General features: G+C 64.2%; 17 protein-coding genes. 5 read left to right on the top strand and 12 right to left on the bottom strand.

Annotated features, from left to right (window positions below; translation table 11 throughout):
* Positions 1–25: 25 nt before the first annotated feature.
* On the top strand, positions 26–1396 hold the full coding sequence (locus tag IVB07_RS36825) for an MFS transporter (protein ID WP_018455978.1): 1371 nt from the start codon (positions 26–28) through the stop codon (positions 1394–1396).
* Positions 1397–1583: 187 nt separating this feature from the next.
* On the opposite strand, the gene IVB07_RS36820 is transcribed toward IVB07_RS36825, so the two are convergent.
* From IVB07_RS36820 to soxX, 10 genes are all read right to left on the bottom strand, one after another.
* Complete coding sequence (locus tag IVB07_RS36820) at positions 1584–2792, bottom strand: MFS transporter (protein ID WP_247767416.1); 1209 nt, start codon at positions 2790–2792, stop codon at positions 1584–1586.
* Positions 2793–2923: 131 nt separating this feature from the next.
* Positions 2924–3097 carry a hypothetical protein gene (locus IVB07_RS36815; RefSeq protein WP_018455980.1) on the bottom strand — a complete coding sequence of 58 codons (174 nt, stop codon included), beginning with the start codon at positions 3095–3097 and terminating at the stop codon, positions 2924–2926.
* Between the two features lie 76 nt (positions 3098–3173).
* Positions 3174–4211 (bottom strand): MBL fold metallo-hydrolase, encoded by a 1038-nt coding sequence (locus IVB07_RS36810; protein WP_018455981.1) that lies wholly within the window; start codon positions 4209–4211, stop codon positions 3174–3176.
* A gap of 270 nt (positions 4212–4481) precedes the next feature.
* A complete protein-coding gene (locus tag IVB07_RS36805) occupies positions 4482–4940 on the bottom strand; it encodes a hypothetical protein (protein WP_018455982.1) in 459 nt (152 codons plus the stop codon).
* Complete coding sequence (gene soxB / locus IVB07_RS36800; RefSeq protein ID WP_018455983.1) at positions 4937–6688, bottom strand: thiosulfohydrolase SoxB; 1752 nt, start codon at positions 6686–6688, stop codon at positions 4937–4939. The genes IVB07_RS36805 and soxB overlap by 4 nt, the downstream gene beginning before the upstream one ends.
* Positions 6689–6743: 55 nt before the next feature.
* Entirely contained in the window at positions 6744–7061 is a 318-nt protein-coding gene (locus tag IVB07_RS36795) for a hypothetical protein (RefSeq protein ID WP_018455984.1), read from the bottom strand.
* Positions 7058–7921, bottom strand: a complete 864-nt coding sequence (gene soxA / locus IVB07_RS36790; protein WP_018455985.1) for a sulfur oxidation c-type cytochrome SoxA — start codon at positions 7919–7921, stop codon at positions 7058–7060. Before soxA ends, IVB07_RS36795 begins: the two co-directional genes overlap by 4 nt.
* Complete coding sequence (gene soxZ, locus IVB07_RS36785) at positions 7921–8232, bottom strand: thiosulfate oxidation carrier complex protein SoxZ (protein WP_018455986.1); 312 nt, start codon at positions 8230–8232, stop codon at positions 7921–7923. The genes soxA and soxZ overlap by 1 nt, the downstream gene beginning before the upstream one ends.
* Positions 8233–8247: 15 nt before the next feature.
* Positions 8248–8739 (bottom strand): thiosulfate oxidation carrier protein SoxY, encoded by a 492-nt coding sequence (gene soxY / locus IVB07_RS36780; protein ID WP_018455987.1) that lies wholly within the window; start codon positions 8737–8739, stop codon positions 8248–8250.
* 38 nt (positions 8740–8777) lie between these two features.
* Positions 8778–9131 carry a sulfur oxidation c-type cytochrome SoxX gene (soxX, locus tag IVB07_RS36775; protein ID WP_018455988.1) on the bottom strand — a complete coding sequence of 118 codons (354 nt, stop codon included), beginning with the start codon at positions 9129–9131 and terminating at the stop codon, positions 8778–8780.
* A gap of 258 nt (positions 9132–9389) precedes the next feature.
* Here soxX and IVB07_RS36770 point away from each other — a divergent pair, with 258 nt between their 5' ends.
* On the top strand, positions 9390–10061 hold the full coding sequence (locus IVB07_RS36770) for a DUF938 domain-containing protein (RefSeq protein ID WP_018455989.1): 672 nt from the start codon (positions 9390–9392) through the stop codon (positions 10059–10061).
* Positions 10062–10177: 116 nt separating this feature from the next.
* Here IVB07_RS36770 and IVB07_RS36765 read toward each other — a convergent pair whose 3' ends face one another.
* On the bottom strand, positions 10178–12244 hold the full coding sequence (locus IVB07_RS36765) for a prolyl oligopeptidase family serine peptidase (protein WP_026233064.1): 2067 nt from the start codon (positions 12242–12244) through the stop codon (positions 10178–10180).
* 207 nt (positions 12245–12451) lie between these two features.
* Between IVB07_RS36765 and IVB07_RS36760 the strand changes: the two genes are divergently transcribed.
* Together IVB07_RS36760 and IVB07_RS36755 are read left to right on the top strand one after the other, a co-directional pair.
* A complete protein-coding gene (locus IVB07_RS36760; protein WP_018455991.1) occupies positions 12452–13699 on the top strand; it encodes an MFS transporter in 1248 nt (415 codons plus the stop codon).
* A 174-nt stretch (positions 13700–13873) separates the two neighbouring features.
* Positions 13874–15118, top strand: coding sequence for an MFS transporter (locus IVB07_RS36755; protein WP_247364255.1), 1245 nt, complete (start codon positions 13874–13876; stop codon positions 15116–15118).
* On the opposite strand, the gene IVB07_RS36750 is transcribed toward IVB07_RS36755, so the two are convergent.
* Positions 15110–15547, bottom strand: coding sequence for a helix-turn-helix domain-containing protein (locus IVB07_RS36750; protein ID WP_026233065.1), 438 nt, complete (start codon positions 15545–15547; stop codon positions 15110–15112). The two genes, IVB07_RS36755 and IVB07_RS36750, sit on opposite strands and share 9 nt — an antisense overlap.
* Positions 15548–15627: 80 nt before the next feature.
* Between IVB07_RS36750 and IVB07_RS36745 the strand changes: the two genes are divergently transcribed.
* On the top strand, positions 15628–16500 hold the full coding sequence (locus IVB07_RS36745) for a class I SAM-dependent methyltransferase (RefSeq protein WP_026233066.1): 873 nt from the start codon (positions 15628–15630) through the stop codon (positions 16498–16500).
* Positions 16501–16513: the final 13 nt, after the last annotated feature.

Genomic DNA, 16513 nt, shown 5'->3' with positions numbered 1-16513 from the left:
CCAAAAAGGGACGACGGGGAGAACGATGAGCGCTCAGGCAACGCAGCCCGCGGCGGGCAAGATGACGGGGATGTCCAAGGAAACGTCGAAGGAAACGCAAAAGCAAACGCAAAAGCAAACGCCAAAGGGCGCCTGGACCGTTACATTTCTCCTGTTTCTTTTCATGCTGGTGAACTTCGCCGACAAGATCGTCGTCGGTCTCGCGGGCGTTCCGATCATGACCGAGCTGAAGCTCGAGCCCGAGCAGTTCGGTTTGCTCGGCTCGTCGTTCTTCTTCCTGTTCTCGATCTCGGCGATCGTGGTGGGCTTCATCGTCAACAAGGTACCGACCCGCTGGGTGCTGTTGACGCTCGCGGTGATCTGGGCGCTGACGCAGTTTCCGATGGTCGGCACCGTCTCTTTCACCACACTCCTGATCTGCCGCATCGTGCTCGGCGCCGGCGAAGGCCCGGCGGCCTCGGTGGCGATGCACGCAGTCTACAAATGGTTCCCCGACGAGAAGCGCACGATGCCGACCGCAATCCTGTCGCAAGGTTCGGCCTTTGGCGTGATCCTGGCGGTCCCGGCGCTGAACTGGATCATCGTCAATCATTCCTGGCACTATGCGTTCGGTGCGCTTGGAATCGTCGGCCTGATCTGGGTCGCCGCCTGGCTCGCACTCGGCAAGGAAGGCCCGCTGGACACCCACGCATCGGCCGTGATCGAACCGAAAATACCCTATCTCCAGCTTCTGACATCGCGCACTTTCATCGGCTGTGTGACCGCGACCTTCGGCGCCTATTGGGCGCTGTCGCTCGGGCTCACCTGGTTCACGCCCTTCATCGTCAAGGGCCTCGGCTTCTCGCAGTCTCAGGCGGGCTTCGTCTCGATCCTGCCCTGGGTGTTCGGGGCGACCATCGTCATTCTCACGGGCTGGATCTCGCAGGTGATGCTGGCACGCGGCTACACGTCGCGGATCTCCCGCGGCGTGCTCGGCTCTGTGCCGCTGATCGTCGGCGGCCTGATCCTCGCGATGATGCCGCACGTCCAAGGTGCCGGCCTCCAGATCGCCCTGCTCGTGGTCGGCTCCGGCCTGTGCGGCGCGATCTACGTCGTCTGCCCGCCCATGCTCGGCGAGTTCACGCCGACGTCGCAGCGCGGCGCGGTTCTCGCGATCTACGGTGCGCTCTATACGCTTTCCGGCATCATCGCGCCGCTCGTGATGGGCAGCGTAATCCAGCGCGCCGGCAGCATGCTCGACGGCTACATGACCGGCTTCACCATCAACGCCGCGATCATGGTCGGCTCCGGTGCGCTCGGGCTGCTCCTGCTCTGGCCCAACACGGAAAAGGCCAGGCTGACCGGTGGAGCTGCTCCGCAGGCAGCGCCGCTGAAGAGCGCGGTGTCGCCGACGTAAGGGGCCACTTCAGCCAACCCAATCACAACTGTCATCCCGGCGAAGGCCGGGATCCATAACCACGATTTTTAGTTTGGCGAAGACTTGGAGTTGGCAGCTTTGCGCCACAACTCCGATTCGTGGTTATGGACCCCCGGCCCCTATGCGCAATTGCGCACTAGGCCGGGACGACAATTGAGTTTGTTGCTCAAGCCGCGATTTGCCGCTTCCGCTCCGTGAACGGCGACAGCACCACCGTCGCGACCATGAAGATCACGGATGTGCCGAACACCCAATGCGGCGCGCTCTGGTCCATAATCCAGCCGAACAACAGCGGGCTGACGATGCCGCCGAGATTGAAGCCGGTGGAGACGATGCCGAAGGCGCGCCCCGCCGCGCCGGGAGGTGCTGCATTGCGCACCAGCATGTCGCGCGAAGGCGCGATCACGCCGGAGAGGAATCCCGCGGCCGCCATCGTGGCGGTCAGCGCCCAGCCCGGCAGCGTGACCAGCGCGATCAGCAGCACGATCGCCGCGTTCGCGGCGAAGCAGGCGGCGGCGACATAGCCGTGGCGCTCGGTGTGGTCGGCAAGAAAGCCGCCCGCGAGCACGCCGGCGGCGCTTGCACCGAGGAAGGCGGTGAGCGCGACATTGGCCGCGGAATAGGTCACGCCATAGCCACTCATCAGCGCCACCACGCCGAAATTGTTGATGCCGGCGACCGACAGGCTGAGCAGCATGAACAGTGCCGTCAGCGTGATCAGCGCCGGCGTGATCACGGCCTGTTTGGGTGCGTTCTCGGTGCCTGGCTTGGTCTTGTGCGCGCCGGCATCGGGAATGTTCATGGTCACCAGCAACACCGCGACCAGAACGCCGATCACGCCCGATGCGATCAGCGCACCGACACCGCCTGACACGATGACCATCGCGGCGACGATCGCCGGCGCCACCGCGCCGCCGAAATAGCCGGCAAAGGTATGGATCGAGAAGGCGCGGCCCATCCGCGCTTCGTCCATGTGCTCGGCGAGGATGGCGTAATCGGCGGGATGGTAGACGCTGTTGGCGAGCCCGAGCAGCACGGCGCAGGCGATCAGCGAGGTGTAGCTGAGATGCAGGCCAAGCAGGATCAGCGCGAGGCCGCCGAGGGTGAGGCCGCCCAGCAAAATCTTTCGCGCGCCAAAATGGTCGACGAGATAGCCGGTCGGCGCCTGCGTCAGCCCCGACACCACGGCCGACACGGTCAGCGCGAAGCCGAGCTCGACGTAGCCGACGCCGAGTTGATTTTTGAGGAAGGGAAACAGCATCGGCAGGACCAGCAGATGAAAATGGCTGACCCAATGCGCGATCGAAATTCCCGTCAGCGTGCGTAGCGCGCTGTCCGCCTTGCCTTGCTGCGGTGCGGCGAGAACGTCGACCATTGCAGTTCCGTTTCACGTCCTTTGGAGACGCGCAAACTATCGGGCAGAGCGGTTATTTGTCCATGAACGCAGGCGCATGGCAGTAGCGCGGGGCAGGACGACAGTTGAGAGCGTGGCAAGAGACGAGCCCCTCAAAACGGCTCGTCGTCCGGCCCGTAGCGGTCGCGCTTTGGTGTCGCGATGTCGCCGTCTTCGTAATCATCGTCTTCGGTGTCGCGCGGAGGCTGAGGCTTCTTCGCCTTGTCTTTTGCTGGCGCGTCGTCCGCAATTTTGGGCGGCGCGCTCGGCTTGCCGATCTTGGCCATGGCTGGTCCCGGACAGTGATGCTGCGCCCAAACCTATCCGGAAGATATGTGCAGTTCCTGACTTATCTCAAGGCGGTCAGTGCACCACCGGCCCGCCGGCCTTCTTCCAGGCATCGATGCCGCCGGCGATGTGGGCGGTGTTGGTGAGCCCGGCCTCCTTGGCGGCGGCGACAGCCATCGCAGAGCGTTCGCCGAAGGCGCAGAAGAACACGACGCGGCGACCGGTGGCGGCCGCGACCTCGCGCAGCATGCCGCCGGGCTTGAGGCTGTCCTCAACGGACGGATAGGGTGTATGCAGCGCGCCTTCGAGCATGCCGTGCTTCATCCGCTCATTGGTCTCGCGCAAATCGACCAGCAGGATATCGGGACGGCCGAGGCTGCGGATCGCCTCGACGGCGCGGAGCACGCGGCCCTCTTTCTCCAGCTCCTCCTGGTGCAGGCCGACATGCATGTTGGCGGGCACCGCGACGTCCATCATCTTCGGATTGGGCAGCTTCAGATTGGCCATCAGCTCGATATAGTCGTCGACCGAGCGCACCTGGAGCCGCGGATTGTAGCGTTTCTCCTCGCCGATGGTGGAGACGGTGTCGCCCTTGTAGTCATGCGCCGGGAACACCATGGTCTCGTCGGGCAGCTTGAGCAGGCGGTTGAAGATCGAATCGTACTGCGCGCGCGACGAACCGTTCTGGAAATCGGTGCGGCCGGTGCCGCGGATCAGCAGCGTGTCGCCGGTGAAGACGCGGTCGCCCATCAAGTAGGAGTAGGAGTCGTCGGTGTGGCCGGGCGTGTACATCACGTCGAGCGACAGGCCCTCGATCGTCACCTTGTCGCCGTCGGCAACCCGCATCGCCACCACGTCGGCCTTGGTCTGGTCGCCCATCACGGTCATGCAATGGGTGCGGTCGCGCAGCTCGCCGAGGCCGGTGACGTGGTCGGCGTGCAGATGGGTGTCCACGGCCTTGACCAGCTTGAGATCGAGCTCGCGCAGGAGCTGGCAGTAGCGGTCGACCTTCTCCAGCACGGGATCGAGGATCAGCGCCTCGCCGCCGGCGCGGCTCGCCAGGAGATAGCTGTAGGTGCCCGAAACACTGTCGAAGAGCTGGCGGAAGATCATGGCAAGACCCGGCGTGAACTACCCCGAGATTCTATTACATTTCGGGCTTACAAGAGAAGCAATTCACTGTGTAAGCAAGAAAATTTGGAAGATTTTTATTCCTGTGACGGGCGGGTGGGCGTCACCTAGCCACGGCTGCCATTCCCGCGAAGGCGGGGAATCCAGTACGCCGCGCCCTCCCGTACCCCTCGCGGTCTCGGAGTACTGGATCGCCCGCCTTCGCCGGCGATGACACCGAGTATGCCGCGACGCTTCGCCCCGACAAAAGGCTCAGGGCCTCACCACCGTGTATCCGTTCTCGCTGAGGAACAGGATCTGCCCGACCCCGACCTGCACCGGCGTAGCGGCAGGGATGAACTCCGGCCGCTTGCCGGTCTCCCGCTCGATCGTGTCGACAGTGTTGAGGCAGATGTCGAAGCGTACGCCTTGCGCGATCAGGCTCTCGACCTGCTTGCGGCGCTCGCTGCCGGTGAACAGGAGGTCGATGCCGGGACCGAACGCCACCACCTCGATTGCGACCTTGTCGGGGTCGTAGGCCTTCAGCAAATTGTTGGCGACGCTGAGCACCAGAGCTTGCTTCCTGGCATCGCCATCGGAGAGCTGCAGCACGATCTTGTGCTCGGCGAACGGCTTGTCCTGGAGCGGCACCTGCTGCGCGAAAGCCGGTGGCATCGCCGCCCAGGCGAACAGCGCCAGCAGCATCGCGGATAGGGTTTGCGACCGCATCATCCCTGTCCTGCGATGCCCGGATTACCCTCGACGCCCTTTAGCGTGACGCCGGAGCCGAGCCGCTCCTGAAACATCCGGCCCGAGCGCAGATATTTTGCCACCACATCCCACACCGGCGCGCCTTGCTGGCCGTTGACCGAGGCCCAGCCCGCGACCTTGTAGCGGTGGCTGGCACTGAGCGCCTTGCCGCCATTGAGCTTCAGCTCCGAGATCCGGCTGCCGATCGTCGCCGTCGGCGTGCAGGTGTAGCTGAGCCCACCGGCGCGCACCATGTCGCCGCCCTGCTGGTAATAGGGATCGGTATTGAAGAGGTTGTCGCAGACGTCTTCCAGCACGTCCTTGATCTCCGCGCCGGTCATCTCCTGCACATAGGTCTCGGGATAGCTGATCGCGGTTTCCGCGAGCAAATCCTCCATCGTCAGTGCCTGGCCGGACAGTCCGGTGACGCCCCAGCGGAAGCCCGGCGACAGCGCGATCTCGGCGTCGAACTCGGTGCGCAGCGCGCTGCAGATCAGCTCGTCGACCGGGCCGGCGAAATTGTCGCGTCGATACAGCAGGCGATCGGGCGTCGCGATCTTCTCCAACCAGTCGGTGACGAAGGGTGCCCGCAACCGGCCGATCAGTTCGGCCATCCCGGGATCGGGTTTCAACAGCTCGGAATAGACCGGCAGCAGATGATATTTGACGTCGCCGACCTTGCCCTTGTCGAGCGCGAGATCGAGCACGGCCAGAAATTTTCCGTTGGAGCCGGCATTGGTGACGAGCGTCGTGCCGCTCGCATTCTTCACGGCGATGGGCTGCGGGATCGCATCATGGGTATGGCCGCCGAGGATGACGTCGATACCGGTGACGCGGCTTGCGAGCTTGAGATCGACGTCCATGCCGTTATGCGACAGCAGGATGACCGCATCGACCTTGTCGGTGCCGCGCAGGCCGTCGACATGCTTCTGGAGCTCTTCCTCGCGGATGCCGAAGGACCAGTCCGGCGTGAACCGTTTGGGATGCGCGATCGGCACGTAAGGGAAGGCTTGGCCGACGATCGCGACGCGATGGCCGCCGAGCTCCTTGATCACGGAGGGCTTGAACACGCGTCCCGTCGCCTTGTCGAAGGCCGGGGCATCATTGAATGCGGCTTCCTCGGTGAGAAAAACGTTCTGCGCCAGAAACTCGCCCCTGAAGCGCGCGAGATTGTCGCGCAGCGCCTGCTCGCCATAGGTGAATTCCCAATGCCCGGTCATCGCCTCGACACCGAGCAGGTTTGCGGCCTCGACCATGTCGCGGCCCTGCATGATGTTGGCAAGTCCCGAGCCTTGCCAGAGGTCGCCGCCGTCAACGAGCACGGAGCGTTTTTCGCCGACATCGCCACGCAAGCGGTCGATCAGCGTCTTCAGATGGGCGAAGCCGCCGAGCTTGCCGAAGCGGCCTGCGGACTTCTCGAACTCGAAGCAGCTGAAGGCATAGGCATCCGCGCTGTCGGGCCTGATGCCGAAACGGTCGAGAAAGGCGCGGCCGACCAGATGCGGCGGCCGTCCCGCCATCTCGCCGATCCCGATATTGACGCTGGGCTCGCGAAAATAGACTGGATTGAGTTGCGCATGCGTGTCGGTGAGGTGAAGGATGCGCGCATTGCCGAACCGTTCGAGGTCGTAAATGCTCGCAGCCTCAGCACCGAGCGCAAGCCGCGGCAGGCTCAGCGATGCGGCAGCAAGGCCTGCATTCTTCAGGAAATCGCGGCGGCGGATCGCCATCCAGAAATTCTCCGCGCCCTCTCACGGTCGCAAGGCTGTTGCACAAGCGAACAGTCTAACGGATTTCCATCGCCTTCCAGGCTTCTTTTTCGGAAATCGCCTGGAAGATCGACGCCTTCGCCAGCGCCTCGGCCTCCCTGGCTGCGGCCACGGCGCGGTCGAAATCGCCGCCATCGGCCGCCTTCTTTGCGGCGGCCAGCGTCGAGACGGTCACGGTCCATTGGTTGCGCATGCCGGCGGCCTCCTTGGAGGCGGCCTCGGCGGCGGCAAAGGCCGCCTTGTAGTCTGCCTCATCTGCCGCGCGCGCCGCCGGCGCGAGCCCGAGGGTAAGCAGCAAGGCAAGCAGCCGGACGAAAGGGAGTGACAGCTTCATGGCCGCGCTCCCGGTCCCGATATCGGCAGGCCGTTGGCGACGTAGGACAGGAAATATTCGACGTCGCGATATTCATCCGCCTGCGGCTCCAGCGGAACCGCGCGGGTCTGGCTGTTGCAGGTGACGAAGCGGCGGCTGGTGGTGCCCATGCCGCTCCATTCGGAGCGGTAGATCGGCATCGCGTTCAGAATGCCAAGCGCCGGCGCCAGGATCTCGGCGCGGATGCGCTCACCCGGGCTCTGCACATGGCAGCTCGCGCAGGAGAAATTCAATTGGCCGCGGCGGGTGTAGAAATAGCGCTTGCCGTTCTCGAATGCCGCGAGCGCGCGAGGATCGTCGGGGATCTTGATGTCCATCGGCTTGCCGCGCGAGGTGAAGGCCATGTACGCCGTGAGCGAGGCCATCTCGTCCTTGACGTAAGAATAGGGCGCCTCGCCATTGGCCTCGCGGCAGCGGTTGAGCGCCAGCTCCAGCGTGACGACCTTGCCTTCCTTCTCGTCGAAATAAGGATAGTTCTGGCGGATGCCGATGCCGCCGTTCGGGAAGCAGTCCGCATAGGTCTTGCCGTTCTTGAACGGGGTGGCGAACATCTCCTTGCCGGCGTCGAGCGCAAACTCGTAGGGCGGGAATTCCTCCTTCTCCTGCCACTGCCGCTTCATGTCCTCGTTCATGGAATAAGGACCGTTGACGAAATCCTCGTGCTTCACATCAGGGAATTTCTGGAAGAAGAAGTTCTGGAACGCCTTGGCATCGGCGATGGGATCGACCTTGTCGGCCGCCACCACGCGTGGAGAGGTGAGGGCCAACGCGACGAGCGCGGCGCTCAACGAACCAAGCAGGATGGTGGTGCGGGCCTTCATCACGAGATCTTCGCAGTGGTCGTGTCCGACGCACCCTTGTTATCGGTCCAGGAGACCTTGAGATCGTCGCCCTTCTTGGCTCCCTTGAAGCTGAACTTGACGTAGGGGTCCTTCGAGACCGCGGTGCCCCAATCGGCAACGAAGACGTCCTTGCCGTTACATTCGAATTTCAGCTGCTGGATGTAATGCGCCGGGATCAGTTCGCCTTTGGCGTCCTTGACGAAGCCGGTATCCATCGGGTGCTGGATCAGCGCCTGCACCTCGGTGATGTCGCCGTTGGTGGTGGCGCGGACGCGAATGCTGGATGCCATCTCGATCTTCCTCGCTTAGCCGCCGCAGCCGCCGACGGTGACCTTGACCTCTTTGGTCGCGCTGTAGAGCTTGCCGTCGGCCTCCACGATCGCGACCACGTTGGTGGTCTTGGCCATCTTCAGCCGGTTGGCGACAGCAGGGATCGTGCCTTCGGGAATCCTGTAGCTGGCGGCCAGCGCGCTGGGATTCTCGGCCACGAAGAATGAAATCGAGGTGACCTTGTCGAGTGTCGTCGTCACCGAGATCGGCACCACACCGCCGTTCTCGGCGATCTCGGGGGCGTCCAGCTTGACCTTGTCGGACGGCTCGGCGGTTTTGCCGTAGAGCGCCTTGATGGCGTCAGCCTCGCTCTTTTGCTTGAACGCCTCTTCCGGATATTTGTCGTTGGCCGCGGCGCGCGCGGGCGCGGCGCCGAACGGCAGATTGCCGAGGCCGAGCAACGCGACCGAGGCTGCGCCCTGAAGGATCAGGCGCCGCGTCGCGCTTGGGCCGGTGAGTGTGGTCATCTCTGGTCTCCCAACCAAATCTCGTGGCATGCCTGAAGTCACAGGGTCTGCAGGAAATCAACGATCGCGCTGATCTCCTGTTCGGTCAAAATCCGGTTCCGGCCGAACGGCGGCATCATGGTCTGCGGATTGCGCTTGGTCTCGTCGAAGATGATCGCGGTCAGTTCGTTGCGATCGGGGTACTTGGCCTTGAGGTCCTTCAGTTCCGGCCCGATCGTTCCCGGCAGGTCGCCACCCCTGATGACATGGCAGGTCAGGCAATTGCCCTTGCCGCGGTCGAAAGCGAGTTTCTGGCCGTCGGCCACAGCGGACTGCGCCCACGCCGGGGTGGCGAGGCCGGCTGCAATGGCCAGCAAGATGAACAGAACGGGCGTCCGGGAAAAGGCGGTCAAGGCGTTATTCCGAGGCGTTATGCGATGGTCTCGATTACGAAATAGAAGCGTTCCAAAGCACAAAGGGCGCCGCCTGACAATCAAGACTATCCACGCGACAAAATGGAGTTAATATCTTCCCGATTGCAACTAAAGAGATTATTTGTTCAGCCGGCTTGGTCCGAGAGTTAGGGACCGTGGCGCGGGCCGGCTGTTTCCTGAGCGTTTGGGCGCTCAACCTGTTTTCATCGCGTTCTCGTTTTTTCAAGGGGACCTCACTTGGCTGAATATGTCGTCGAATTCGGCAGGGATGGCGGTCGGGTCGAGTCGGATGGGCGGCTCGATGCGCCGGCATTTCATCGCAATCACGAGCCGCTCTGGGCGGCACTGGAACGGCATCTCGCCGGCTGCACCGGCAACGTGGTCGAGCTCGGCAGCGGAACCGGCCAGCACGTGGTCTACTTCGCCCGTCACACGCCCGGCCTGATCTGGTGGCCCAGCGATCTCAACCAGCGCCACCTCAAGAGCATCGAGGCCTGGCGCGTTCATTCAGGTCTCAAAAACATCCGCTCGCCGCTGCGGATCGATCTCACCGATCCGGACTGGTGCCCGGAGATGAAAAGCGGGCAGGGGCCGTCGAGTCTTGCCGCATTGTTCTGCGCCAATGTCATCCACATCGCGCCATGGAGCGTCGCCGAGGGTCTGTTCGCCGGCGCCGGCCGCTATTTGCGGGCCGACGGCAAGCTGTTCCTCTACGGCCCGTTCAAGCGCGGCGGCAAGCACATCGCGCTCAGCAATGCGGTGTTCGACACCTCCCTGCGTGAAGGCAATCCCGACTGGGGCGTGCGTGACATCGCCGATGTCGAGGCGCTTGCCCGCGGCGTTGGTCTTCGCCTTGTCGATACGATGGACATGCCCGCGAACAATCTGACCTTGGTATTCGCGCGATAGGAGGTCGTCATGCCCGGGCTTGTCCCGGGCATCCACGTTCTTCGTGCACCAGCTAAGGCGTGGATGGCCCGGTCAAGCCCGGCCATGACCGTGCGGAGATGTCAGCGCCGCAAACGCTAGCCCTCGTCCTTCCACCCGATCTTGTCCTTTAAGAACCGAAAGCCAATCACCTCGAACCCGGCGCGCTCCTTGTTGTCCTTGCCGTAGCCGTGGCCACCGGCTTCAGGCTCGTAGAACCAGGCCTCGTAGCCCATGGCCTGGAGCTTTGCCGCCATCTTGCGCGCATGCCCGGGATGGACACGGTCGTCGCGTCGCGTGGTGGCGATCAGGATCGGCGGATACGGCTGGCCGGCCTTGACGTTGTGATAGGCGGAGTAGGACTTGAGCCAGTCCCACTCCTCGGGCTTGTCGGGATCGCCATATTCCGCGATCCAGCTCGCGCCGGCGAGCAGCTTCGTGTAGCGGCGCATATCGATCAGCGGGATGGTGCAGAACAGCGCGCCGAAACGTTCGGGGTATCGCACCAGCATGTTGGTGATGAGGATGCCGCCGTTCGATCCGCCCTGCGCGGCGATGCGCTTTGCCGTCGTCACACCGCGGCGGACGAGATCGGCGGCAACGGCGGCGAAATCGTCGTGCGACAGTTTCTTGCCGGCGAGCCGGCCGGCATCGTGCCAGCGCGTGCCGAATTCGCCGCCGCCGCGCAAATTCGCCTGCACCGTGGTGCCGCCACGCTCCAGCCACAGCTTGCCGAGCGACGGGTTGTAATACGGCTTCACCGAATGGGCGAAGCCGCCATAGGCGCTCATATAGACCGGTGCATCGCCGGTCTCGCCGGCGGGGCCGGTCTGTACATAGGGGATGCGTTCGCCGTCGGTCGAGATCGCTTCGTGCTGGGTCACCACGAGGCCGTCGGCGTTGAATGTTTTCGGCGCCTGCTTCAAGACGGTCGGGCTCGCGACGCCGCGCTCGATCAGCAGCAACGACGGCGGCGTCAGCGGATCCTGCACATTGGCAAGCAGGTCGCCATTGCTCTCGGAGGGATGGCGATCCAGCGGCCAGATGTCGACGACGCCGATCTGCGGCAGGCCGCCGAGCGACGCGCGGCTCCAGCCTGTGGCCGACGGCGTGCAGATCTCGAATTGCGGCTGGAGCTCGTCGAGGATCGACAGCACCAGCTTGCCTCCGGTCCAGAACAGGCCTTGCAGGGCGCGGCGAGGTTCCGGCTCGAACAGCACCGCGAAATCGCGGCTGCCGGCGAGGAACGCCGAGAGCGACATGCCGAGCACGGTGTCGGCGGCATAGGTCTTGCCCTCGATCGACCAGGCTTCGCGCAGCTTCATCGCGAACCAGTCGCCATGCGCCTGCAACCAGATGCCGGTCGGCAGATCGAGCTTCGTCGTCGCACCGTCTGCGTCGCGCAGCCAGAGCGCATGATTGAAGAAGTCGATCTGGTCGACGATCCAGCTGCGCGGGGCCGCAGCGGTGTCGTCGACGATGCCGGAGATCGCCATATGATCGGCCGTGGTCTCGATGATCACCTGCGCCTGATCGACAGGCTGGCCGCGCCGCCACAGTCGAACCGTCCGGGAATATCCCGAGCTCGTCGCCATGCCTTCGCCATGGGCGCTCGACAGCAGCAGCGTGTCGGCATCGAGCCAATCGGCGCCGCCCTTGGCTTCCGACAGCGCAAATCCGTCCGCAACGAAACTCTTGGTGTCGAGGTCGAATTCCCGCAAGGTGACGGCATCGCTGCCACCGCGCGACAGCCCCAAAATGGCGCGCGCGCTTCCCGGCTGCGTGGTGATGCCGCTCAGCAGCCAGTCCTCGCCTTCGCGTGCCGCGAGCTGGTCGACATCCAGCATGATTTCCCACGTCGGATGCGGTTTGCGAAACTCCGCGAGGGAAGTCTTCCGCCACAGGCCGCGCGGGTTGGTGGCGTCCTTCCAGAGATTGTGCAGTTCGGTGCCGCGGCGGCTGACATAGGGAATGTTGTCGGGACGATCGTAGATCGCCGCGAGGATGTCGCGATCGCGCGCGAAGGCCGCTCCGCCGAACGCGTCGAGTGTCAGGCTGTTCTGCCGCGTGACGAAATCGAGCGCCTGCTTGCCTTCGATCTCCTCCAGCCAGAGCCAGGGATCGTCGTCAGGAGCGCTGAGCGTAGGCCTGTCGTCGACGGACATGAACGAAACTCCGGAAGGTCGCGGCGGATAGGATTTGATCGAGCGCAAGCCGTCAAGTGCGCGGCCCATTATCATCGGCCCGATTGCGTCAGAGACATGGCCTGCGCCCGTTTGCGCCGGTTGCCCGCCCTCCCGCGTCCCGCCATAGTGCCGGGAATCAAGCGAGCCCTTGAAAGCACTTAAAAGCCCGTTGGGGCGGAAATGCCGATGCTGGATGTGACTGCAGCCAATGAGGTCGCCGCCGACGCCCGCGTGCGCGCCAATGTGGTGCGCCTTGCTGCCGCGCAGGCGCTGACCGGCGCCAATTCGGCGGTGATCTTCGCCACCGGCTCCATCGTCGGTGCGACGCTTGCACCCGACATGTCGCTCGCGACGGTACCGCTGTCGATGTACGTGCTGGGGCTTGCGGCCGGCACGCTGCCGACCGGCGCGATATCGAGTCGCTTCGGCCGCCGCTGGGCCTTCATCATCGGCACGGGCCTGGGTACGCTCACCGGCCTGCTCGGCTGCTTCGCGATCCTGCACGCTTCGTTTCCGTTGTTCTGTCTGGCGACTTTTCTTGGCGGCCTCTACGGCGCGGTGGCGCAGTCCTATCGCTTCGCTGCCGCCGACGGCGCCAGCGCGGCGTACCGACCCAAGGCGGTGTCCTGGGTAATGGCGGGCGGCGTGTTCGCCGGCGTGCTCGGTCCGCAGCTCGTGCAATGGACCATGGATGTCTGGCAGCCTTATCTCTTCGCCTTCAGCTTCTTGGTCCAGGCGGCTGTCGCGCTCATCGCGATGGGCATCGTCGCCGGGGTCGACATGCCGAAACCGGCGCCGGCCGATCTTCATGGCGGGCGGCCGCTGCTCGAGATCGTGACCCAGCCACGCTTCATCGCAGCGGCGCTGTGCGGCGTCATCTCCTACCCCATGATGAACCTGGTGATGACCTCGGCGCCGCTTGCCATGAAGCTGTGCGGCTTGAGCGTTTCAGATTCCAATTTCGGCATTCAATGGCACATCGTCGCCATGTACGGGCCGAGCTTCTTCACGGGCGCGCTGATCGCCCGCTTCGGCGCGCGCAAGATCGTTGCCGCCGGCCTGCTGCTGGAGGCCGGCGCGGCCGGCATCGGCCTGTCCGGCATCACCGCGATGCATTTCTGGGCCACGCTGATCGTGCTCGGTGTCGGCTGGAACTTCTCCTTCATCGGCGCCTCGGCGCTGGTGCTGGAGACGCACCGGCCGCAGGAGCGCAACAAGGTGCAGGCCTTCAACGATTTCCTGGTGTTCGGCATGATGGCGATCGGCTCGTTCTCGTCCGGCCAACTGCTCGCCAGTTACGGCTGGTCCGCGGTGAACATGGTGGTGTTTCCGCCGGTGCTGCTCGGTCTCGCCGTGCTCTCGCTGGCGTCCTGGACCCGTCGCCGCAAAGCGCGGCTCGACGCGGCCATGGGCGAGTTCCCGGATGCGATCTGAGATGGCGGGAGGCTGTCAGCAGCGTTGATAGTTCGATCCAGGTCGAAGTGATTTTCTGGTGAAGGTTACTAGATGTCGTCATGGCCGGGCTTGTCCCGGCCATCCACGTCTTGAGCGCGCGGATCGAAGAACGTGGATGCCCGGAACAAGTCCGGGCATGACGGAGTAAGCGGCATGCTCGATAACCCTCGACACGACGGATCCGTCGACGAATCCTCTCTCCGCTACGAAGGCTGGCGCATCGTTGCGGTCTGCTTCCTGCTCGCGACCTTCGGCTGGGGGCTCGGCTTCTACGGCCAGAGCGTCTATGTCGCCGAGCTCCAGCGTGCGCACGGCTGGTCGGCCTCGCTGATCTCGTCGGCCACGACGTTCTTCTATCTGTTCGGCGCGCTGCTCGTCGTCTTCGTCGGCGAAGCCGTCAACAAGTACGGCCCGCGCCTCGGCCTGATCGCAGGGACGCTGGCGATGTCGGCCGCGGCGGTCGCGATCGGCGCGGTGCGCGAACCGTGGCAGCTTTATCTCGCGAACGCCGTGCTCGCCTTCGGCTGGGCCGGCACGAGCCTGGCCATGATCACCAACACGATCAGCCTGTGGTTCGACCAGAAGCGCGGCATGGCGATCAGCCTCGCGCTGAACGGCGCAAGCTTCGGCGGCATCGTCGGCGTGCCGCTGCTGGTGAGCTTGATCGGCCATGTCGGCTTCGCCAGCGCTATGTTTATCGTCGCCGGCGCCATGCTGGTACTGCTCGTGCCGGTGATCCTGATTGTCGTCGGCCGCCCGCCCGATCTCCATGGCCGGCGCGCCGCGACGAAAACGAAGCCGCAATCGTCGGCGCAGATTCGTAGCCAGGCGTTGCGCGATGTCGGCTTCCTCACCGTGACCATTGCCTTTGCTTTGATGCTGTTCGCGCAGGTCGGCTTCATCGTCCACCTGATCTCGTTCCTCGATCCCGTGATCGGGCGCGAGCGCGCGGCCGTCGCGGTTGCGGTGCTGACCGCGATGGCGGTGATCGGCCGGGTGCTGTTCTCGCTGGTGATCGACCGACTCAACCAGCGGCTCGCCTCGGCGCTGTCGTTTCTGAGCCAGGCCGTGGCGCTTCTCGTCGTCATCAATTTGCACAATGATTACGTGCTGATCGCCGCCTGCGCGTTATTCGGCTTCTCGGTCGGCAATCTCATCACGCTGCCGTCGCTGATCGTGCAGCAGGAATTCGATTCCGCCTCGTTCGGCGTGCTGATCAGCCTCAACACTGCGATCAACCAGGTGACCTATGCGTTCGGCCCCGGCGTGGTCGGTTTTCTGCGCGATTTCTCCGGTGGCTATGAGCTGCCGTTCTATCTGTGTATTGCGCTGGAGCTGGTGGCCGCGGCGTTGATCATGGTGCGGGGGCACACAAGGCGATCGACCGCTTCAGTCTGATCGCGGCGCGCGCGGTGCCCGCTTGGGCGACCTCGCCTTTCCCAATGCCGCGACCCGCATGAGGCGGCGAAAATGCAGGCATTCCATGTGACTTGGCGCCGGACAGGCCGCGGCATGGCGCAGGCCGTCGCGCATCGCGATAAGCTTGCGGATCGTTCGGTCCAACTCGTCGGCCTTGGCGGCAAGCTTCCGCCGGTCGATACGCGGCCTTCCGTCGGGTGCGAACATCCGGGCAACTTCATCGAGCGAGAAGCCCGCCGCGCGCCCCAGCGCGATCAGCGCCAGGCGATCCAGGATCTCCAGATCGAACAGCCGGCGCAGGCCGCGCCTGCCGATCGGGGCAATCAACCGCTTTTCCTCATAGAATCGCAGCGTCGACGCCGGAACACCGGAGCGCCGTGCGACTTCGGCGATATCGATCGTCATCACGCCTCTTGACCTCAAGTTCACTTGAACTGGCAGTATGCCGCGTCCAACGCCGCCAAGGCAAGACGAAAGGGGAAACCATCATGGACGCTATGCAGAAGGCGATTGAGCAGATGAGGCTTTGGAATGGTCCCGCCGGACGCGCCTGGGTCGAGACCCAGGACATCCTGGATGAGATGTTCAAGCAATTCGAGAGGCCGCTGTGCGAGGCCGTTCCTGCCGGCTCCAATCGTCGCGTTCTGGACGTCGGCTGCGGCACTGGTGGTCTGACCGTTGCGGTCGCTCGAAAGCTCGGGCAAGGCGGCCGTGTGGTCGGCATCGACATCTCCGCGCCGATGATCGGGGCGGCGCTGGCCCGCGCCGAGCGCGAAGGCACCTCGGCCAGCTTTATCTGCGCCGATGCGCAGCACCATAAATTCGACCCGGCGAGCTTCGATACGATCATTTCACGTCTCGGCGTGATGTTCTTCGAAGACCTCGTTGCGGCCTTCGCAAATCTGAGGCGCGCTGCCGCCGAAGGCGCCGGGCTCGCCGTCGTTGCATGGCGGGGCGCAGCGGAGAATCCGTTCATGACGGCGGCCGAACGAGCCGCCGCGCCCCTTCTGCCGAATATGCCTGCCCGTCCATCCGGCGGTCCGGGGCAGTTCGCCTTCGCTGACAAAGATCGGGTCAGGACCATCCTGCTGGAGAGCGGCTGGACCGAGATCGACATCCGGCCGGTGGATATTCCATGCCGCTTTCCTGCCAGCGAACTCGCTCGCTATGTCGGTTGGCTGGGACCCGTCGGAACGATCCTGCAGGACGCCGACAGGGGATTGCGCGAAAGGGTCGTGGATGCGGTGCGGCCCGCCTTCGCCCCCTACGTGGAGGCAGATGCGATCCGTTTTACCGCCGCATGCTGGATGATCCAGGCGCGGGCTTCAACCGACGCGGCAGGCGAGGTCTCGAATGGGTGAAATGATTGAATTT

Source organism: Bradyrhizobium sp. 172 (assembly GCF_023101065.1).
GTDB classification, from domain to species: domain Bacteria; phylum Pseudomonadota; class Alphaproteobacteria; order Rhizobiales; family Xanthobacteraceae; genus Bradyrhizobium; species Bradyrhizobium canariense_D.
This window is presented reverse-complemented; position numbering and strand designations above follow the sequence as displayed.

What these genes read in the sequence shown, in the direction of transcription:
- IVB07_RS36825 (WP_018455978.1), top strand. Translation starts at nt 26, where the DNA reads ATGAGCGCTCAGGCAACGCAGCCCGCGGCGGGCAAGATGACGGGGATG.
- IVB07_RS36820 (WP_247767416.1), bottom strand. Translation starts at nt 2,792, where the DNA reads ATGGTCGACGTTCTCGCCGCACCGCAGCAAGGCAAGGCGGACAGCGCG.
- IVB07_RS36815 (WP_018455980.1), bottom strand. Translation starts at nt 3,097, where the DNA reads ATGGCCAAGATCGGCAAGCCGAGCGCGCCGCCCAAAATTGCGGACGAC.
- IVB07_RS36810 (WP_018455981.1), bottom strand. Translation starts at nt 4,211, where the DNA reads ATGATCTTCCGCCAGCTCTTCGACAGTGTTTCGGGCACCTACAGCTAT.
- IVB07_RS36805 (WP_018455982.1), bottom strand. Translation starts at nt 4,940, where the DNA reads ATGATGCGGTCGCAAACCCTATCCGCGATGCTGCTGGCGCTGTTCGCC.
- soxB (WP_018455983.1), bottom strand. Translation starts at nt 6,688, where the DNA reads ATGGCGATCCGCCGCCGCGATTTCCTGAAGAATGCAGGCCTTGCTGCC.
- IVB07_RS36795 (WP_018455984.1), bottom strand. Translation starts at nt 7,061, where the DNA reads ATGAAGCTGTCACTCCCTTTCGTCCGGCTGCTTGCCTTGCTGCTTACC.
- soxA (WP_018455985.1), bottom strand. Translation starts at nt 7,921, where the DNA reads ATGAAGGCCCGCACCACCATCCTGCTTGGTTCGTTGAGCGCCGCGCTC.
- soxZ (WP_018455986.1), bottom strand. Translation starts at nt 8,232, where the DNA reads ATGGCATCCAGCATTCGCGTCCGCGCCACCACCAACGGCGACATCACC.
- soxY (WP_018455987.1), bottom strand. Translation starts at nt 8,739, where the DNA reads ATGACCACACTCACCGGCCCAAGCGCGACGCGGCGCCTGATCCTTCAG.
- IVB07_RS36765 (WP_026233064.1), bottom strand. Translation starts at nt 12,244, where the DNA reads ATGTCCGTCGACGACAGGCCTACGCTCAGCGCTCCTGACGACGATCCC.
- IVB07_RS36760 (WP_018455991.1), top strand. Translation starts at nt 12,452, where the DNA reads ATGCTGGATGTGACTGCAGCCAATGAGGTCGCCGCCGACGCCCGCGTG.
- IVB07_RS36755 (WP_247364255.1), top strand. Translation starts at nt 13,874, where the DNA reads ATGCTCGATAACCCTCGACACGACGGATCCGTCGACGAATCCTCTCTC.
- IVB07_RS36745 (WP_026233066.1), top strand. Translation starts at nt 15,628, where the DNA reads ATGGACGCTATGCAGAAGGCGATTGAGCAGATGAGGCTTTGGAATGGT.